Origin of the sequence: Amycolatopsis antarctica, from assembly GCF_002262875.1 — a bacterium.
GTDB lineage: Bacteria > Actinomycetota > Actinomycetes > Mycobacteriales > Pseudonocardiaceae > Amycolatopsis > Amycolatopsis antarctica.
The window spans coordinates 18,239-34,751 of the sequence record NZ_NKYE01000023.1 but is presented as its reverse complement, the minus strand read 5'-3'; the positions used below and the strand labels follow the sequence as shown (position 1 = coordinate 34,751).

Genomic DNA, 16,513 nt, shown 5'->3' with positions numbered 1-16,513 from the left:
CACTATAGGCTTTTGTCATGTCTTTGCGGGCGGACGGCGACGCGGACGGTGCCGGCGGAAACGACCTGCTGCTGGACGAGCAGGTGTGCTTCGCGCTGTACGCCGCCTCGCGGGCGGTGACCGACGTGTACCGGCCGCTGCTCACCGAACTCGACCTCACCTACCCGCAGTACCTGGTGCTGATCGTGCTGTGGGAACGCGATTCCCGCACGGTGAAGGAGATCGGGGCCGCACTGCAACTCGACTACGGCACCCTGTCGCCCCTGCTGAAGCGTCTGGAGGCCCGCGGTCTCGTGGTGCGCAACCGGCAAGCCGCCGACGAGCGCAGCGTCGCCATCGCGCTCACCCCCAAGGGGGTCGCGTTGCGCGACCGTGCCGCGGAGATCCCGGGGAACATCGCCTGCGCGCTCGGCATGGAAGCGGGCACGCGGCGGGAGCTGATCGCCACCCTGCGGGAACTCACCGAAGCCGTGCGAACCCCCGAAGCCGGACGCCCCGCGCGTCCGGTGGAGGACCAGTGACCGCCGGATTCGCGGTCAACCAACCAGAAGGAGGCACCATGCCCAGTCGCGACGCCACCACCCGCTGGCAAGGCGGACTGCAGGACGGCAAGGGCGAGGTCACGCTGGACTCGTCGAACGCGGGGCAGTTCTCCGTGTCGTTCCCGACCCGGTCCGGCGATCCGGAAGGGCAGACCAGCCCCGAGGAACTCATCGCGGCCGCGCATTCCTCGTGCCTGGCGATGAACCTCTCCGGCGTGCTCGGCGGGGAGAACCTGACCGCGAAGTCGATCGACGTCAGCGCCGAGGTCACCCTCGGGCCGGACGGCGGCGGCTTCAAGATCAGCGGCATCGCCATCACGCTGCGCGCCGAGGTCGAGGGCGTCGACGCGGACAAGTTCAAGCAGCTCGCCGAGACCGCCGAGAAGACCTGCCCGGTCAGCAAGGCGCTCTCCGGCACCACCATCACGCTGGACGCCGCGCTCGCGAGCTGATCCGCCGTCCGGTGATGGGCCGTCCGGTATCCGGGCGGCCCATTCTCGTGCGCGGGCTCAGGTGCGGAGGCGGAGGTACCGGGCCCACTGCAGGACCACGGCGACACCGATCAGCACTCCGGCCGCGGCGCAGAGCACGATGGCCCACGACGTGCCCGCGCTGAGGAAACCCGCCAGCACGACCAGCAACAGCGCCGCGGTACTGGCGCACGCGGATTTGCGCTGGTCCCTTCGCCGGTCAACGGGCGATGGCTCTCGTGGTTCGTCCACCCGATCGACCCTGCCACAGATGACCTTCCCTGGCGTTCGCACGCTCGGGTGAGAAGCGGCGCGCAGGTAGCCTGGAGTGCACCGTGCCGAGACCGCCGGAGGGATGCCAGGTGACTGAGCTACGAGAGTCCTTGCGGCGCAACGGATTACTGGTGATCCTGCGCGCCAGGCAGGAGGCGCCGCTGGTCGAGGTCGTCCGCTCGCTGATCGAGGCCGGGGTACGGGCCGTCGAGATCACGCTGCCCACACCCGGCGCCCTCGACGCGGTGCGGATCCTGGCCGCGCAGGCCCCGCCGGACGTACTGATCGGTGCCGGAACGGTGCTGACCGCCGCGGACGTGGCGGTGGCGGCGGACGCGGGGGCACGATTCGTCGTCAGCCCGGTGTTCCGTCCGGAGATCGTCACCGTCGCACGAGAATCCGGAATCGGCTCGCTGCCGGGGGTCTTCACCCCGACGGAGATGGCCGCGGCCTGGGACCTCGGGCCGTCCGCGGTGAAGCTCTTTCCCGCCTCGGCGCTCGGCCCCGCGTTCGTCTCGGCGGTCGCGGCGCCGCTGCCGGACGTGCCGGTGGTCCCCACCGGTGGGGTGGCACTGTCAGATGTAGAGCCCTACCTCGATGCCGGGGCGCTCGGTGTCGCAGTCGGGTCACCGGTGCTCGGCGACGCGCTCTCCGGCGGTTCGCTGAGCGCTTTACGTTCGCGGGCAAGGGATTTCGTGGCCGCGGCGGTGCGACGATGAGCGTGGTGACGGTCGGCGAGACCATGGCCGCCCTCGCCCCGGACCACGTCGGGCCCCTGCGGTACACCCGCACCATGGGCCTTTCCGTCGCCGGATCGGAGTCCACCGTCGCCATCGGGGTACGCAGGCTCGGGCACCCGGCCGCCTGGATCGGCCGGATCGGTGATGACGAACTCGGTGCCCTGGTGGAGATGCGGCTGCGCGGCGAGGGCATCGAGGTGTACGCACGGCGCGACCCGGACGCGCCGACCGGGTTGATGCTCAAGGAGCGCAGGGCGGCAGGGGTCCGGCGTGTGCACTACTACCGCCGGGATTCCGCCGGGTCCCGGTTGTCCGCGGCGGACCTGCCGGACGGTGTCGTCGAGAGCGCCGAGGTGCTGCACGTCTCCGGGATCACCTTCGCGCTGGGCGACTCCGCCGCCGAGACGGCCAGGGTCGCGATCGCACGGGCGCGGGACTCCGGGGTCACCGTGTCACTGGACCTCAACCACCGGCGTGGACTGTGGACGGATGCCGACGCGGTCGCCGCCCTGGACCCGCTTCTGTCCGAAGTGGACGTTCTGTTCGCCAGTGCGGACGAGGCGCGGCTGTTCGCCTCGGGCACGGCGGCGGACCTGGCCACCGCACTGCGCTCCAAGGGCCCCGGCACCGTCGTCGTGACGCTCGGCGCGGAGGGCGCCGTATCGGCCTCGGCGGAAGGTGCGCTCCGGGTCCCGGCCGTACCGGTGACCGAGATCGATCCGGTGGGCGCGGGCGACTCCTTCGCCGCCGGCTACCTGTCCGGCCTGCTGCGCGGAGACCCGGAGGACGCACGGTTGCGCCGCGCCACCGCCGTCGCCGCCATCGCGGTGTCCACCCACGGCGACTGGGAAGGCCTGCCCACCGCCGCCGAACTGGACACTGTGGACGGACGCGACATCACCCGCTGAGGTGCTCCGCGGTGGAACCGGCCACCGGCATCGGTTCGAGGCCGAGTTTGCGGTGATCCCAGGAGCGCACCCGTTCCACGTCCACCCGGACCACGATGCGCTTGTTCATCATCATCTCGACCAACGGCCTGACCTCGTCGTTGTACGGGCCGGTGTAGCGCTCCCAGACGTTCACCCCGACCCGCCAGATCGCGTCCGCGTCGTCCTCGACGATCACCCCGCGCCCCTCGATCGACACGCCGCGCAGCGAGTCGTACGTGTGGCCGTCCTCGATCATGCAGGTGACGCGCTCGTCCCGGCGGAGGTTGCGCACCTTCTGCGACTTGGCTTTCGTCTCGAACCAGATCTGCCCGTCGATCACCGCGTACCACATGGCGACCAGGTGCGGGGTTCCCGACGGCCCGAGCGTCGCGACGGTGGCGGTGCGGCTCCGGTCGACGAAGGCGGCCACCTCCTCCTCGGTCATGACGATCCGCGCGCGCTGATTCGTGCCCATCGCTGCCTCCCGTTCGGCCGCCGCTCGCTTTCCACCGCTGCTGTGAGCGTAGGTGCCCTTCCGCCGCGGTGCAGGCGTCCGGCCTGCCGCAGCGCGCGGGTCAGCCCGCGTCGGCCAAGAGAGGTTGCGGGCGGATCGGGGGCATCGGTGCTGTCATGGCGTCACCGTAGGCCGGGCCACTTTCGCGGGGATCGGAGAATTGGGCACCGATGGCAGGGAGTGGTGCTCGCTGGTGCCGCAACCGGAAAGCTTGTACCATCTCGTTGACACAAGATTGGGGATGGTGTGAAATGCCGTTGGACAATCTGCTCGGGGTCGCCCTGGTCACCGGCCTGATCGGGATCGCGATCCTGGTGGTGCTGTGGCCGAACGAGCGGCACGGCGAACGGCTGCTGCGGCGCTGGGGGGTCGCGGACCCGTCCGGGGCGGACGTCACGACCGCGGTGACCTACCTGCGCCGCCGGCGGTTCTGGTATCCGTGGCTGTTCCTCGGCATTCCGGTGATCACCGGGGCGCTCGGCGGCCTCGACGACGAGCGGCGGTCCACCGGGTGGGCGGTGCTGGCGACGCTGTTGCTCGGTGCGCTGATCGCCGAGTTGCTCGCGCTGAGGCCGTCCCGGCAACCCCGGCGCGAGGCGATGCTCGCCGCCCGCGGGATCGGCGATCTGGTACCCGGATGGGGAATCGCGCTCGCCGCCGTGGCCAGCGCCGCGATACTGGGCAGGCTGGCGGTCGAGGCACAGTGGGCGGCGACGGCCTGGGCGGGCGGCATCGTGCTGGCCGCGCTGGCGGTGGCCGCGCTGGCCGTGCGCAGGCCGGCCAGCGGCCGTGTCGAAGTGGATCTCGCGCTGCGTGCCCGCAGCGCCAGGGTGGCCGTGGGCCTCGGGCCCACCGTCGCCGCACTGGTGCCGGGATCGATCACCGCGACCTGGACCTGGTGGGTGGGCCTGACAGCGGGGGTTCTCGCCCTCGTCGCACTGCTCACGCTCACCGGCGGCAGGCGCGCACCGGCCGCCGCGCGATGACCTCGCTGCGCGTCGTCGTCGACACCGAACGGGGGGTGGCGCCGTGGCGGCAGGTGCACGAGCAGATCACGCACGCGATCGCGAGCGGTGCGCTTCCACCCGGCAGCAGGCTGCCTGCCATCCGTCAGCTCGCCCGGGACCTCGCGCTGGCCACCGGAACGGTGGCGCGGGCCTACCGGGAACTGGAGACGACGGGCTGGGTGCACACCGGACGGGCGAGGGGAACGGTCGTCACCGAGCAACCCCGGCACCCGGCACCACAGGACCTGCTTGACCGTGCCGCGGCTGATTTCGCCCGCACGGCAAGGGAACTCGGTGCCGACGCGGACGCGGCCGTCATCGCCGTCCGCTCCGCCTACCGGACCTCGGACGTCACCGGCAGCACCGACGACTGAGCCCCGCCGCCCGCCACTGATCGCCCGAATCACCGGGACGGTGCCGGACTGTCCAAAGTGGACCCGATCGGCACCGCACACGGAACCGGTGGGCACGGATCCCGGCGTGGACGGCGGACCGCACGTCGGCGTCACGCCGCCCTGACGCGAGCGACGGCGACCGGAGCGGGCGGTAACCTGTGCCGGTGGCTGCCACGATCTCGAGAAGCGACGTCATCGCCTTCCGGCTCCATACCCACCATCTCACCGAACGCCTGCCGGAGAACGGACTTCTCGACGCGGCGGGTGCCTGCGGAATCCAGAACAGCCCGCCAGGCTCGGGCCTGCTGGCTCTGCACGCCAGGGTCCGCGACCTCACACCGGAACGGCTGGCGGAGGAGGTCGACGAGAAGAGGAGCCTGCTGCAGACCTGGTACATGCGCGGCTCACCGTTCTACTTTCCGACCGCCGACGCGCCGGTCTTCACCACCGGGGTACTGCCCCCGGCCGAGGAGGCGCAAAGCCATCTCGTCCTCGGCGTGACCCATTCCCTGAGCAGGCTCGGAATGAGCCTGACCGAGGCGGTCGACCTGACCGGTGCCGAGATCCGCGAGGTGCTGGCCGGACGCAGGCTCGCCATGAACGAGCTGGGCACCGAACTCGCCGAGCGGATCGCCCGCACTCTGCCGGAGCGGCAACGTGCCGTCTGGGCGGAGGAAGGCCCGCACAGCCCGGGTCAGCCGCTCGGCGAGGCCGTCGTCCATTTCTGCGTCCGCATCCTGACGCTGCGGCGGGTCGTCTGCCTGGCGCCGCGCGAGGGAAACAAGGCTCCGTTCGTCCTGGCCGGGGAATGGCTGGGCGAACCGATCCCGGACGTCGACCCGGATCTCGCGCGCGCCGACCTGCTTCGCCGCTACCTGCACTGCTACGGGCCGTCGAACCGAGCGGATTTCGCCGCCTGGCTGGGAATCAAGGCCGGCGACGCCGCGCCGTGGTGGGATCTGGTCGAGGACGAGCTGACGCGGGTCGAGTTCGGCCGCACGCTGTGGATCCGAACCGAGGACCTCGACGCACTGCGGTCGGCACCGGCACCGAAGGGAACGCGGTTGCTCCCACCACGCGACCCGTACACGCAGATGCGCGATCGCGGCACGATCGTCGACGAGAAGTACCACCGGCAGGTGTGGAAGACCGTCGGCGAACCGGGCGCGGTACTGACCGACGGTGAGATCGCCGGAATCTGGCGGCCACGCAAGAATGGCCGGAAGCTGACCATGACCGTCCGGACCTTCGGCTCACTGTCGCAGCGGGACAGGAAGTCGATCGAGGACGAGGCCGAGCGGATCGCCCCGCTGCGCGGCGCGTCACTCGTGGACCTCGACTTCGGCACCGCCTGACCGTTCCGTACTCCCGGTTCGCGCCTTGGCCGGTACGCCAAGGACTTCGGGCTCGCTAGGCCGAGTGGAGGGTCTGTTCCGTCGGTGCGGCCAGGGAGCGTCGTGATGGTGACTACGGGCGAGCGCTGCCGGAGCCGGCTCACAGCATCGCGATCGAGGCGACCCCCATACCGAGGCTCATCGCCGCGTGGCCGGCGTGGGTCAGCGCCGTCCTGCGCTGCGCGGCCGTGAGCGTCGCCGCCCGGCCGTGATCGAGCGCGGAGGACAGCCAGGGCAGGCTCGCCAGGATCAGCAACGCGCCGAGCACGGTGGTGACCGCGACCGTGGCAACGGATACCTGAGCGGACGGCTCGGCGAGGGACACGGCCGTCGCGGATGCCAGCGCGTGATGGTGTCCGCCTCCGTCGTCGGCCGGACGCGCGTGCATCAGGGCGGGCATCACCGCGACCATCCACGCCATCGCCCCCATCATCAGCACGTGGTGCAGCCGGGACAGGCGCGGCACCGAACGCGCTCGCCCACCGGTTTCGCGGATGCCGAGCACCATCGTGGCAAGGAACCACAGTGCGGCCACGGTGAACAGCAGGATCTGCGGAGCCGCCGGAATCCCCATTCCCCACGGCCAGAGCATCGCCACCATGAACGCGCTCATGAACAGGTGGCACAGGGCGTCGATCTGCTCACGCCCGCGCGCCTGGCGGGTGACGAGTTCGGCGACGCTCCAGCATCCCGTGGCGCTGAACAGGATGGTGAGAAGCCATTGCAGCAGGGTGGATTCGATCACGATGCCGCTCCTTCGACCTCTTCGTTCAGTGCGCGCCTGCGGGCCCGCGTCCCCAGAATCCCGTCCACGCAAAGGAAAGCCAGCAGCGAGGCGCCCAGCAGTGGCAGGAAGTAGGCGACGAAGACGGCACCGAGAATCAATGGCGCGAGCACCCTGCCGGGAACCCGGCGCCACGATCCCCGGCGAGGTGGTGCGCCACCCCGGCGCTCCCCGTCCTGTCGTGGACGGCGAGTCCACCACAGCCGGTATCCGCAGTAGACGACCCACAGGAAACCGAGCATCAGCGCCGTCAGCAGCAACTGGTTCGGCAAGCCGAACAGCACGCCCATGTGCGCGTCGATTCCCCAGCGCGCGAGCTTCGCGACGAACGGGTAGTCGGCGAACCGCTGGGCATCGACGACCTCGCCGGACCCGGGGTCCACGGCCAGCGCGTCCTGCCTGCTCGGCAACTGACGGCCGTTCTGCTTGACCGTATAGGCCTGATCCGCCGTCTCCGGCGGCGTGATCTCCACCGAGCCCGCCAGACCGTAGGACCGCGCGGAGGCCAGCGCACCGTCGAAACCGATGTCGGCCCCGGGGGCGCCGGCGCCCGAAGGCCCTTCGGCGCCGCCCAGTTCGGTGGACACCGCCGGGGTGTCCCAGGACAGCGCGGATCGCAGCGAGGTGATGTTCTCGCCGGCGAAGGTGGACCAGGTCAGTCCGGTCGCGGAGAGGAACAGCAGGCCGGCCGATATCCACAGACCTGCCGAACCGTGCCGGGACACCAGCCGCCGCCTGCCGGTGGCCCCGCGCTCCGGCAGCAGCAGCGAACGCAGCCGGTTCTTCTTGCGGCGCTGGGACAACCACAGCGCCACACCGCCGAGCGCGACGACCCACAGCCAGCTCGCGGCGAGTTCGCTGTAGAGGCGTCCGGCGTCGCCGAGATGCAGGCCGCGATGCAGGTTGTCCACCCACGCTCGTACCGGCAGCGCACCACCGCTGCCGTAGGTCTCCAGTACACCCCGGAGTTCGGCGGTGTGCGGATCGACGAAGGCGGTACGCGTGTAACTCGCGGACAGGTCCGGCGCCTCGAACACCACCTGGGTGGTATCGGTGCCGGTGGGGGCGGGGCGGACCAGCGTCACCGTGTCGCCGGGTCTGGCCGCTGTCGCGACCGCGACCTGGTCCGTCAGCGAGCGGCTCACCGGACTGTCCCGGACGTGCAGTTCGTGCTCGTAGAGCAGCGCGTCGATCTGCGGGGTGTACACGTACATCAGCCCGGTCACCGCGGCCACGACCAGAAACGGGGCGACGAACACGCCCGCGTAGAAGTGCAGCCGCAACACCAGCGGACGCAACACCCGCCATCCACTCATCCGGTTCGGCGACCGTTCCGATTCCTCGTCCCCGATGACTGCCGAACGAACAAGCTGATCGTCAACGCCCATTCCACGCCCACTTCTCACCGTGCCGCGCCTGCATTCCATGCAGATGTCGGGGGTGCCACCGGGAAAGTTCCCCGGCGGGCGGGACTTTCCCGGGGTGTACCCGTTCGCCGTATCGGCGCGACGATCCCGGGCCCGGCGGAGATCCGGCCGCTACCGGCTCACGGCCTGGGGAGGACACCCGCCAGCGCCTCGCCCAGCGGCGTCCTGGTGTGCAGGACTCGCGCGCCCGCACGACGGCTGTCCACCAGCCCGGCGTCGCGGAGCACGGTGAGGTGGTGGGACGCGGTGGACACCGCCAGATCGGTCAGCCGGGCACATTCGGAGGTGGACAGCGGCTGCTGGAGTTCGACGACGAGCCGGGCACGGGCCGCACCGAGCAGTGCGGTGAGCGCGTCGAGCGCGTCGGTGTGGTCCCGGTGCCAGTTCTCCGACACCCCGTGCGCGGGGTAGAAGATCGTCGGCTGCGCTGGCCGCTCGGTGAGCACGGCGCAACCGCGCGCGGCCATCATCACCGAGGGGACCAGCACCAGTCCGGTCCCGCCACAGTCGACGATCTCCTCGTGACGGCGCATCTGCACGCGGACGATCTCGTCGTCCCAGGTCACCGTCGAATGCAGGGTGGCGGCCATCTCCGCGAGGCCGGCATCGCTGCTGCGCCGCGAGCGCACCGCGATGTCCGCGCGGAGCAGGCGGAGCAGTTGCGGCCACACCGGCGCGAGCAGCGCCTCCCAGACCTCCTGCCAGGCATCGGCGATGACGGCCCGGGCGCGGCCGGGGGCGGCGATCATCTCCCGGATCCGCTGCTGCCTGGCCCCGGTCGAGCGCAGCACCATCTTCTCCAGATCGAATATCAGCCGTTCGTCCGGAACCTTCCGCAGGCGTTCGATCTCCTCCTCCGGGGTCATGTCCCCGGACGGTGTGGCGGTGAGGAAGTCGGGCATGTAGCCCTCCGCGCCGCAGACCATTGCCAGCAGCCGGAAGGATTCGTCGGCCGGCTTGTCACGCATGGTGCGGACCCAGCCCCACTGCAGGGGTGCCGTCTCCGGGCGGAGGACGACGCGCACCGCGTGCACCAGTTCATGCCCGGGCGAGATGCCGAACCGGACCGCCGAGATATCGCTCGACCGGAGCCGGAATTCCACGAACTTTCGATCCACATCGAAAGCGTAGTCAGCGCTGCCCCGGCCGGAGCAATCTATGAACAAGAACAGCGCGTTCCAGCCGAAAGGACCACAGATCATGGCCACCACGCCCGCGATTCCGGCAGACAGCATCCGCGTCGGCGACAGCCGCACCCTCCGGTTCGAGGGAGCGCCGCACGGTTCGAACGTGTCGTTCTTCCTCGTCACCTCCGGCCCCGGTCAGGGTCCCGGCCTGCACCGCCACCCGTACGACGAGACCTGGACGATCCTGGAGGGCGAGGCGACCATCGTCGTCGGCGAGGACAGTTTCGTCGCCCGTGCGGGCGACACCGCCGTCGCCCCCGCCGACGCCTGGCACCGATTCACCAACACCGGCACCGGGACGCTCCGGATTGTCTGCATCCACGCCTCTCCGGTGATGATCCAGGAATTCGCCGAGCAGTCCTGAATCGTCGACCCAACCGAACCGGAAACCCCGCAACACCGATCTGGCCGACCTGTCCGATCGAACAGAAATACCGAAACGAAACGGAGCAGTCCCATGACGCAGTACTTCCTGACCATCCCGCACGACACGGCCGAGGAGCCGACGATGGAGTCGATGCAGGAGATGGACCCGGCCGAACTGGAAGCGATGATGGCCGCGGTCGAGCGCTTCAACACCGAACTGAACGAGGCCGGGGCCTTCGTCCACGCCGGGGGCCTGCACCCGCCGTCGACCGCGATCACCGTCGACGCCACCGGCGGCGAACCGAAGCGCACGCCCGGTCCCTTCGTCGACGCGACCGAGTACGTCGGCGGTTTCTGGATCATCGAGGCGGCTGACGAAGCGGCCGCGCTGACCTGGGCCGAGCAGTGTTCGGCAGCCCTGCAGTCCCGGATCGAGGTCCGCGCCCTGCAGGAGAACCCGGAGTAGTTCCCGCCGGCGCACGGCATCGACACCGCAGCGGCTCCGACCTCCTGGTCGGGGCCGCTGCCGCGTGTGTGGCACCCGTTCGTGCGCCCCGGCGTGCCGCGGGATCGCTCACCGACGAATATGACTGGCATCACATCTTGCATGATTCTGGTGCATTGCGGGCACTTACCTTGTGCACAAGGTATTCGAGTAAACCGGAGGTCACCATGCCCACGCTGACGACAGGCAGTGAGAACAGCGGTCCGATCGAACTGCACTACGAGGACTACGGCAGCGGCACCCCGGTCGTGCTGATCCACGGCTGGCCGCTCAGCGGACGGTCCTGGGAACACCAGGTACCGGCACTCGTCGACGCCGGGCACCGCGTCATCACCTACGACCGCCGCGGCTTCGGCGACTCCTCGCAGCCGTGGAACGGCTACGACTACGACACCTTCGCCGGCGACCTGGACACCCTGCTCAACCACCTGAACCTGAACGAGGTCACCCTGGTCGGATTCTCGATGGGCGGCGGTGAGGTGGTGCGGTACCTGAGCACCTACGGTTCGAGCCGGATCGCCAGGGCGGTGCTGGCCGCCGCGGTGCCCCCGTACCTCTACAAGTCCGAGGACAACCCGGACGGCGGCCTCGACGACGAGACGATCGCCGGTTTCGAGAACGGCGTGACCGGGGACCGGCTCGCGTTCCTGAAGGAGTTCACCACCAACTTCTTCAGCGCGGGCGGCACACTGACCGTCAGCGAGGAACAACGCGCCTACGCACAGACCATCGCCGCGTTCGCCTCACCCAAGGGCACCCTCGACTGCATCGCGGCGTTCGGCCGCACCGACTTCCGCGCGGATCTGGCGAAGGTCACCGTGCCCACGCTGGTGATCCACGGCGACTCGGACGCGATCGTCCCCCTCGAGGTCAGCGGGAAGCGCTCAGCAGAGGCGATCGCCGACTCCGAACTGGTAGTGCTGGAGAACGGCCCGCACGCGATCAACGCCTCGCACGCACAGGAGTTCAACGAGGCCCTGATCGGGTTCATCGACCGCTGAGGAGCGATATGACACCGAAGACCTGGTTCATCACCGGCGCTTCCAAGGGTTTCGGCCGGGAATGGTCGATCGCGGCACTGGAACGCGGCGACTCCGTGGCCGCCACCGCCCGCGACACGGCCACCCTCGACGATCTGGTCGATCGCTTCGGCGACCGTGTGCTGCCGCTGCGGCTCGACGTCACCGACCGGGACGCCGCCTTCGCCGCCGTCCGCACGGCGCGGGAGCGGTTCGGCAGCCTGGACGTGGTGGTCAACAACGCGGGCTACGGGCAGTTCGGCATGGTCGAGGAGCTGAGCGAGTCCGACCTCCGCGACCAGCTCGAGACCAACCTCTTCGGCGCGCTCTGGGTCACCCAGGCCGCGTTGCCTTTCCTGCGGGATCAGGGATCCGGGCACATCCTGCAGGTGTCCTCGATCGGTGGCATCAGCGCCTTCCCCAATGTCGGTGCCTACCACGCCTCGAAGTGGGCGCTGGAGGGAATCAGCCAGTCGCTCGCCCAGGAGGTCGCGAGCTTCGGCATCAAGGTGACGCTGATCGAACCGGCGGGCTACTCGACCGACTGGGCCGGACCGTCCGCCCGGCGGGCCGAGGCACTGCCGGTCTACGACGATTTCCGCGAAGCGCAGAAGGCCGCTCCGAAACGGCAGGCCACCCCCGGCGATCCCGGGGCGACGCGGGCCGCGGTACTCCAGCTCGTCGACTCCGCGCGGCCGCCACTGCGGATCTTCTTCGGCGACGGCCCGCTGGCGGTCGCGACGAAGGACTACGAGTCGCGACTGGCGACCTGGCGCGAGTGGGAACCGGTCTCCGTAAAGGCACACGGATCGAAGTCCTGAGTAGACGGTCCGCCAAACCCTGCTGTTCTTGTCCAGCCGTGACTTCGGACGCATCGTCGGCGAAAAGGTTGCCTGGTTCGGACCAATCTCACTTCGGCTGAACATCGGGACGTTCCCACGCATCTCCTCTTGTGTCGCCGAAGTTCGACGACGAAGGAGTTGCCCGCGAACACCGGGGGAGCCGGATGCCGAACGCGACCCGCGAAGTCACGAACGCACCGGACCACGACAGCACCAGGGAAGGCCACACCATGCGCAGGACCACGAAGACCGTCGTCACCATGACCGCGCTGACCGCAGGACTCTTCGCGCTGCCGGTCGGAATCGCCTCGGCGCAGGAGATTCCGCAGGTGCAGCAGGCCGCCGCGGACCTCGACGGCGACGGCACGGCCGATCTGGTCACGCTGACCCCCTTGGGTGACGGCAGCGTGCAGTCGCTGCGGTTCACCGTGAACGGGGTGGAGAACTCGGTGGAGATGCCCGCCGACGCCTACCGCGGCGTACTGCCGCTGCGAGTGACCGACATCAACGGCGACGGCAGCCAGGAGGTCGTGGTCACCGAGTCGATGGGGGCGAACACCGCCACCTTCAGTGTCTGGGACAGGGCCGCCGACGGCGCCCCCCGCGGTCTGACCACCGAGGACGGGCAGCCGCTGAAACTGAACGAGGGCGGCGGCGCCGCCAGCCGGGTCGGCTACGAGTGCGCCGCGTCGGCCACCGGCCGCGACCTCATCACGCTCGCCGCCTCGAACGTCGGCACGGGAACCGACCTCGTCTACGACGGCAGCCGCGTCCGCTACCAGGTCCAGGACGGTGTCGCCACGCCGGTGGACGACTACACGATCACCGGTGCGCTCGCCGGGGACCCGGTGCTCGACGTCGACACCGCCGCCTGCGCCTGACCGTCTCGGCACACGTCCGGCGCCGGCCCACCGACGCGTGGGCCAGCGCCACCATCGACCGTCCACAACAGACAGTCAGGCACCGTCCCCGGCAGCGTCGTGGACCAGTAGTGCGATCTGCACCCGGTTGTTCAGGCCCAGCTTGGTGAAGATGGCCGACACGTGCGTCTTGACCGTCGGCACGCCCAGGTACAGCGAGGCGGCGATCTCCGCGTTCGACCTGCCCTCGCCGATCCCGGTGGCGACCTCGCGCTCCCGCTCGTTGAGCGCGGCCAGTCTGCGCGTCGCCTCGTCCCGGCGGCGGTCGCTGCCGGACGCGGAGACCTTCGCGATCAGCCTCCGGGTCACCTCCGGCGACAGCACCGGGCGTCCGGCGGCCACCTGGCGTACCGCCGCCACGATCTCGGCGGGCGGGGTGTCCTTCAGCAGGAAGCCGGCCGCTCCCGCCCGGAGGGCGCGCAGCACGTGCTCGTCCGCGTCGAAGGTGGTCAGCACCACGACCTCCGGTGCACCCGGTCGGGCCCGCAGCGCCTCGGTCGCGCTCAGCCCGTCCACCGAGGGCATCCGGATGTCCATCAGCACCACGTCCGGGGCGTGCCGCTCGACCAGGGCGGGCACCTCCGCGCCGTCAGCGGCCGCACCGACCACCCGGATCTCCGGCGTGCCGCCCAGCATCATCGTCAGGCCGGCCCGCACCAGCGGATCGTCGTCGACGATGAGCACGCCGACGGGGTTCGCCGCGGATCCGGTCATGCCGGCCACGGTAGCCAGGCCGTCAGCCGCCAGCCGCCGCCGGGGACACCTCCGTGCTCCAGCCGCCCGCCTGCCAGCGCTGCCCGCTCGCCCAATCCGGTCAGCCCCCGCCCCGGCCGCCCCGGTGCCGGGGTGGCGGCGGGCGGGCCGTTGACCACCAGCACGGTGAGCCCCTCGCCCGGCCGGCCGGTGACCGCGACGCTCGCCTCCGCCCCCGGCGCGTGCTTGCGGACGTTGGTCAGCCCCTCCTGCACCACCCGGTACGCGGTGCGGCCGGCGAGGTCCGGAACCGGCCCCGCGGGCACCTCGCGCAGGTGCACACGCATTCCGCCGGCCGCCGATTCGGCGACCAGAGCGTCCACGTCGGCGAGCGTCGGCTGTGGCAGCTCACCCACCGGGGCCCGCAGCACACCGATCACCTCGCGCAGGTCCTGCAGGGCCTCGTGGGCGCTCTGCCGGATCACCGCGGCCGTCCTCTCCACGTCCTCGGCGGGCGCGTCCGGCCGGTACTCCAGCGCGCCCGCGTGCACGCTCAGCAGGGACAGCCGGTGGCCGAGGACGTCGTGCATCTCCCTGGCGATCTCCTCCCGAACCTCGTGCTGGGCCTGTTCGGCGCGCAACGCCGCCTCCGTCTCCGCCTGCGCCACCAGCCTGCGCTGATGATGGATGGACAGCCCCCAGCCGACCACCGCTCCCTCCACGGCGACCCCGAACGCCAGCAGGAGCGCGGTCGGGACGTCCGGTTCGGGACGCAGCACCACGTAGACGACCGCGGCGAGCAGGCCGAGCCCGAACACCCACATCGTGGTCCGCACCGGCCGGTGCACGGCAACGGTGAACAGCGTGACCAGCAGCGCGCCGCCGACCAATTCGGAGAACGTCGACAGCACCACCAGCACCAGCACCAGCGGAACCGGCCAGCGCCTGCGCAACCAGACGGCCGCACAGCCGAGCGCACCGGTGAACTGGTCGACGGTGAACAGCCACGAGGGTTCCGGCGGCACCGAGTCCAGCCGGAGTCCGGCGGTCACCAAGCCGTAGAGGACGGCGACCAGGAACACGGCACTGTCCACCACCCACTCGCGGGTATCGCGCCGCCGCGCACCGTCCATGCCGGCCGAACCTACCCGCGCCCGGGGGTACGGGGCGCGCCGCGCGAGCGGAACGATACCGAAGTCGGCACGGTCGATACCGAGGTCGGAGCGCGCGGCGGCGGGTCCGATCCGGGCGTCAAGGCGGCGGATGCCGGCGGCCGATGCGGCTACCGGTCCGCGGTTCCTAGCGTCCTGGGTATGCGTAAAGCGATCCAGTTTCTCGGCCTGTACCTGGTCGTCGCCGGCATCAGCGGGACGATCGACCACCTCGCGTTCCAGCCGATCCTCAACCCGATCCTGAACGCCTTCAACAGGTTCGTCATCCCGCACATCGACGCGCTGACCGGTTTCGAGGTGTACGCGAACCTCACCGTCTCGGTGATCGGGGTGGTGGTGCTGGTGATCGCCGAGCGCGCCGGACGCCGGACCTCCGGTGCCCGGTGACCGTTCCGTACAAGCCGTGCGGCGCGGATGGCGGGATCATCGCGGGGTGACTCCACTCGACGCGACCACTACCTTCATGGCGACCCATGCCCGGCTGCTGGACCGGCGGCGGTTCGAACTGAGCTTCGGCGACGGCACCACCGGCGCGGTGACGGCCGCGCTCGCCGCATACCGCAATGCCGACGGTGGCTACGGTTCCGGCCTCGAACCGGACCTACGCTCGGCGAGCAGCCAGCCCGTGGCCGCCCTGCACGCCTTCGAGGTGTTCGAGGAGATCGGCCCGGAAACCACATCGGAGGCTGCCCGGCTGTGTGACTGGCTGACCTCGATCACCCTCCCGGACGGTGGCCTGCCGTTCGGCCTGCCGATCGCCGACCCGGCGGGCTGCGCCCCGTTCTTCGCCGCCGTCGACCCTTCCGTGTCCTCGCTGCACATGACCTGCATGCTCGCGGCGAGCGCGCACCTGACCGGCAGGCACGACACGGCGGTACGCGAGCATCCGTGGACGGCAACCGCGACGGAGTACTCGATGCGGCGGATCCGGGAACTGGACGCTCCCGGGCACGCGCTGGAGTTCCGGTTCGCACTGCGGTTCCTGGACACCGTGCACGATCTCGTGCCTGGGGCCGACGCCGAACTGCGCAGGCTGGCCGCGTTCCTGCCCGCGTCCGGTGTCATGCCGGTGGAGGGTGGCGCGGAGGGTGAGGCGATGCACCCGCTGGACTTCGCCCCGGAACCCGGCAGGCCGGTGCGCGCGTACCTGGCGGAGCCGCTGATCGAGGCCGGGCTCGACGCGCTGGCGGCGGCGCGGCGCGCGGACGGCGGCTGGACCGTCGACTGGAGTTCCCACTCCCCGGCGGGGGAGTTCGAGTGGCGCGGCTGGGCGACCCTGCGCGCGCTGGCTCTGCTGCGTGCGAACGGCCGGGTCTGAGCCTTTGCGTGACCGG

Annotated in this window: 21 protein-coding genes; 14 read left to right on the top strand and 7 right to left on the bottom strand. The window is 70.6% G+C overall.

Annotation, left to right across the window (positions count from 1 at the left end; genetic code table 11):
* The first annotated feature begins 17 nt into the window (after positions 1-17).
* Together CFN78_RS26780 and CFN78_RS26775 are read left to right on the top strand one after the other, a co-directional pair.
* Entirely contained in the window at positions 18-521 is a 504-nt protein-coding gene (locus CFN78_RS26780) for a MarR family winged helix-turn-helix transcriptional regulator (RefSeq protein WP_094865816.1), read from the top strand.
* 38 nt (positions 522-559) lie between these two features.
* Entirely contained in the window at positions 560-994 is a 435-nt protein-coding gene (locus tag CFN78_RS26775; protein ID WP_094865863.1) for an OsmC family peroxiredoxin, read from the top strand.
* Between the two features lie 57 nt (positions 995-1,051).
* Here CFN78_RS26775 and CFN78_RS28935 read toward each other — a convergent pair whose 3' ends face one another.
* Entirely contained in the window at positions 1,052-1,264 is a 213-nt protein-coding gene (locus CFN78_RS28935; protein WP_133116493.1) for a hypothetical protein, read from the bottom strand.
* A gap of 110 nt (positions 1,265-1,374) precedes the next feature.
* On the opposite strand from CFN78_RS28935, the gene CFN78_RS26770 reads away from it, so the two are divergent.
* Positions 1,375-2,004 (top strand): bifunctional 4-hydroxy-2-oxoglutarate aldolase/2-dehydro-3-deoxy-phosphogluconate aldolase, encoded by a 630-nt coding sequence (locus CFN78_RS26770; RefSeq protein WP_205660672.1) that lies wholly within the window; start codon positions 1,375-1,377, stop codon positions 2,002-2,004.
* Positions 2,001-2,933 carry a sugar kinase gene (locus CFN78_RS26765; protein ID WP_094865814.1) on the top strand — a complete coding sequence of 311 codons (933 nt, stop codon included), beginning with the start codon at positions 2,001-2,003 and terminating at the stop codon, positions 2,931-2,933. Before CFN78_RS26770 ends, CFN78_RS26765 begins: the two co-directional genes overlap by 4 nt.
* Here the strand turns inward: CFN78_RS26765 and CFN78_RS26760 are convergent.
* Positions 2,923-3,429 carry a pyridoxamine 5'-phosphate oxidase family protein gene (locus tag CFN78_RS26760; RefSeq protein WP_094865813.1) on the bottom strand — a complete coding sequence of 169 codons (507 nt, stop codon included), beginning with the start codon at positions 3,427-3,429 and terminating at the stop codon, positions 2,923-2,925. The two genes, CFN78_RS26765 and CFN78_RS26760, sit on opposite strands and share 11 nt — an antisense overlap.
* Before the next feature lie 290 nt (positions 3,430-3,719).
* Here CFN78_RS26760 and CFN78_RS26755 point away from each other — a divergent pair, with 290 nt between their 5' ends.
* The 3 genes from CFN78_RS26755 (at position 3,720) to CFN78_RS26745 (ending at position 6,225) form a co-directional block, all read left to right on the top strand.
* The gene (locus tag CFN78_RS26755; protein WP_094865812.1) at positions 3,720-4,454 is read left to right on the top strand and encodes a hypothetical protein; all 735 of its coding nucleotides are present in this window, start codon (positions 3,720-3,722) and stop codon (positions 4,452-4,454) included.
* On the top strand, positions 4,451-4,849 hold the full coding sequence (locus CFN78_RS26750; RefSeq protein ID WP_205660671.1) for a GntR family transcriptional regulator: 399 nt from the start codon (positions 4,451-4,453) through the stop codon (positions 4,847-4,849). The genes CFN78_RS26755 and CFN78_RS26750 overlap by 4 nt, the downstream gene beginning before the upstream one ends.
* A 185-nt stretch (positions 4,850-5,034) precedes the next feature.
* Positions 5,035-6,225 carry a winged helix DNA-binding domain-containing protein gene (locus CFN78_RS26745; protein WP_094865859.1) on the top strand — a complete coding sequence of 397 codons (1,191 nt, stop codon included), beginning with the start codon at positions 5,035-5,037 and terminating at the stop codon, positions 6,223-6,225.
* 139 nt (positions 6,226-6,364) lie between these two features.
* On the opposite strand, the gene CFN78_RS26740 is transcribed toward CFN78_RS26745, so the two are convergent.
* The 3 genes from CFN78_RS26740 to CFN78_RS26730 form a co-directional block, all read right to left on the bottom strand.
* On the bottom strand, positions 6,365-7,009 hold the full coding sequence (locus tag CFN78_RS26740) for a DUF5134 domain-containing protein (protein ID WP_094865811.1): 645 nt from the start codon (positions 7,007-7,009) through the stop codon (positions 6,365-6,367).
* Positions 7,006-8,364 carry a PepSY-associated TM helix domain-containing protein gene (locus CFN78_RS26735; protein WP_240519712.1) on the bottom strand — a complete coding sequence of 453 codons (1,359 nt, stop codon included), beginning with the start codon at positions 8,362-8,364 and terminating at the stop codon, positions 7,006-7,008. Before CFN78_RS26735 ends, CFN78_RS26740 begins: the two co-directional genes overlap by 4 nt.
* Positions 8,365-8,594: 230 nt before the next feature.
* On the bottom strand, positions 8,595-9,593 hold the full coding sequence (locus CFN78_RS26730) for an ArsR/SmtB family transcription factor (RefSeq protein ID WP_094865857.1): 999 nt from the start codon (positions 9,591-9,593) through the stop codon (positions 8,595-8,597).
* A gap of 40 nt (positions 9,594-9,633) precedes the next feature.
* On the opposite strand from CFN78_RS26730, the gene CFN78_RS26725 reads away from it, so the two are divergent.
* The 5 genes from CFN78_RS26725 (at position 9,634) to CFN78_RS26705 (ending at position 13,275) form a co-directional block, all read left to right on the top strand.
* On the top strand, positions 9,634-10,026 hold the full coding sequence (locus CFN78_RS26725) for a cupin domain-containing protein (RefSeq protein ID WP_205660669.1): 393 nt from the start codon (positions 9,634-9,636) through the stop codon (positions 10,024-10,026).
* Positions 10,027-10,119: 93 nt separating this feature from the next.
* Complete coding sequence (locus CFN78_RS26720) at positions 10,120-10,494, top strand: YciI family protein (protein ID WP_094865808.1); 375 nt, start codon at positions 10,120-10,122, stop codon at positions 10,492-10,494.
* 206 nt (positions 10,495-10,700) lie between these two features.
* Complete coding sequence (locus CFN78_RS26715; protein WP_094865807.1) at positions 10,701-11,534, top strand: alpha/beta fold hydrolase; 834 nt, start codon at positions 10,701-10,703, stop codon at positions 11,532-11,534.
* An 8-nt stretch (positions 11,535-11,542) separates the two neighbouring features.
* Positions 11,543-12,373: an SDR family oxidoreductase gene (locus CFN78_RS26710; RefSeq protein WP_094865806.1), complete on the top strand. Its 831-nt coding sequence runs from the start codon at positions 11,543-11,545 to the stop codon at positions 12,371-12,373.
* 185 nt (positions 12,374-12,558) lie between these two features.
* On the top strand, positions 12,559-13,275 hold the full coding sequence (locus CFN78_RS26705; RefSeq protein WP_094865805.1) for an FG-GAP repeat domain-containing protein: 717 nt from the start codon (positions 12,559-12,561) through the stop codon (positions 13,273-13,275).
* A gap of 75 nt (positions 13,276-13,350) precedes the next feature.
* Here CFN78_RS26705 and CFN78_RS26700 read toward each other — a convergent pair whose 3' ends face one another.
* Positions 13,351-14,028 carry a response regulator gene (locus tag CFN78_RS26700; RefSeq protein ID WP_094865804.1) on the bottom strand — a complete coding sequence of 226 codons (678 nt, stop codon included), beginning with the start codon at positions 14,026-14,028 and terminating at the stop codon, positions 13,351-13,353.
* Positions 14,025-15,140 (bottom strand): sensor histidine kinase, encoded by a 1,116-nt coding sequence (locus CFN78_RS26695; RefSeq protein ID WP_094865803.1) that lies wholly within the window; start codon positions 15,138-15,140, stop codon positions 14,025-14,027. Before CFN78_RS26695 ends, CFN78_RS26700 begins: the two co-directional genes overlap by 4 nt.
* Before the next feature lie 180 nt (positions 15,141-15,320).
* On the opposite strand from CFN78_RS26695, the gene CFN78_RS26690 reads away from it, so the two are divergent.
* Together CFN78_RS26690 and CFN78_RS26685 are read left to right on the top strand one after the other, a co-directional pair.
* Entirely contained in the window at positions 15,321-15,566 is a 246-nt protein-coding gene (locus tag CFN78_RS26690) for a hypothetical protein (RefSeq protein ID WP_094865802.1), read from the top strand.
* Between the two features lie 46 nt (positions 15,567-15,612).
* Positions 15,613-16,497: a hypothetical protein gene (locus tag CFN78_RS26685; RefSeq protein WP_338065556.1), complete on the top strand. Its 885-nt coding sequence runs from the start codon at positions 15,613-15,615 to the stop codon at positions 16,495-16,497.
* The last annotated feature ends 16 nt before the right edge of the window (positions 16,498-16,513 follow it).

What these genes read in the sequence shown, in the direction of transcription:
- CFN78_RS26780 (WP_094865816.1), top strand. Translation starts at nt 18, where the DNA reads ATGTCTTTGCGGGCGGACGGCGACGCGGACGGTGCCGGCGGAAACGAC.
- CFN78_RS26765 (WP_094865814.1), top strand. Translation starts at nt 2,001, where the DNA reads ATGAGCGTGGTGACGGTCGGCGAGACCATGGCCGCCCTCGCCCCGGAC.
- CFN78_RS26720 (WP_094865808.1), top strand. Translation starts at nt 10,120, where the DNA reads ATGACGCAGTACTTCCTGACCATCCCGCACGACACGGCCGAGGAGCCG.
- CFN78_RS26725 (WP_205660669.1), top strand. Translation starts at nt 9,634, where the DNA reads ATGAACAAGAACAGCGCGTTCCAGCCGAAAGGACCACAGATCATGGCC.
- CFN78_RS26775 (WP_094865863.1), top strand. Translation starts at nt 560, where the DNA reads ATGCCCAGTCGCGACGCCACCACCCGCTGGCAAGGCGGACTGCAGGAC.
- CFN78_RS26695 (WP_094865803.1), bottom strand. Translation starts at nt 15,140, where the DNA reads ATGGACGGTGCGCGGCGGCGCGATACCCGCGAGTGGGTGGTGGACAGT.
- CFN78_RS26755 (WP_094865812.1), top strand. Translation starts at nt 3,720, where the DNA reads ATGCCGTTGGACAATCTGCTCGGGGTCGCCCTGGTCACCGGCCTGATC.
- CFN78_RS26700 (WP_094865804.1), bottom strand. Translation starts at nt 14,028, where the DNA reads ATGACCGGATCCGCGGCGAACCCCGTCGGCGTGCTCATCGTCGACGAC.
- CFN78_RS26705 (WP_094865805.1), top strand. Translation starts at nt 12,559, where the DNA reads ATGCCGAACGCGACCCGCGAAGTCACGAACGCACCGGACCACGACAGC.
- CFN78_RS26710 (WP_094865806.1), top strand. Translation starts at nt 11,543, where the DNA reads ATGACACCGAAGACCTGGTTCATCACCGGCGCTTCCAAGGGTTTCGGC.
- CFN78_RS26690 (WP_094865802.1), top strand. Translation starts at nt 15,321, where the DNA reads ATGCGTAAAGCGATCCAGTTTCTCGGCCTGTACCTGGTCGTCGCCGGC.
- CFN78_RS26750 (WP_205660671.1), top strand. Translation starts at nt 4,451, where the DNA reads ATGACCTCGCTGCGCGTCGTCGTCGACACCGAACGGGGGGTGGCGCCG.
- CFN78_RS26760 (WP_094865813.1), bottom strand. Translation starts at nt 3,429, where the DNA reads ATGGGCACGAATCAGCGCGCGCGGATCGTCATGACCGAGGAGGAGGTG.
- CFN78_RS26735 (WP_240519712.1), bottom strand. Translation starts at nt 8,364, where the DNA reads ATGAGTGGATGGCGGGTGTTGCGTCCGCTGGTGTTGCGGCTGCACTTC.
- CFN78_RS26715 (WP_094865807.1), top strand. Translation starts at nt 10,701, where the DNA reads ATGCCCACGCTGACGACAGGCAGTGAGAACAGCGGTCCGATCGAACTG.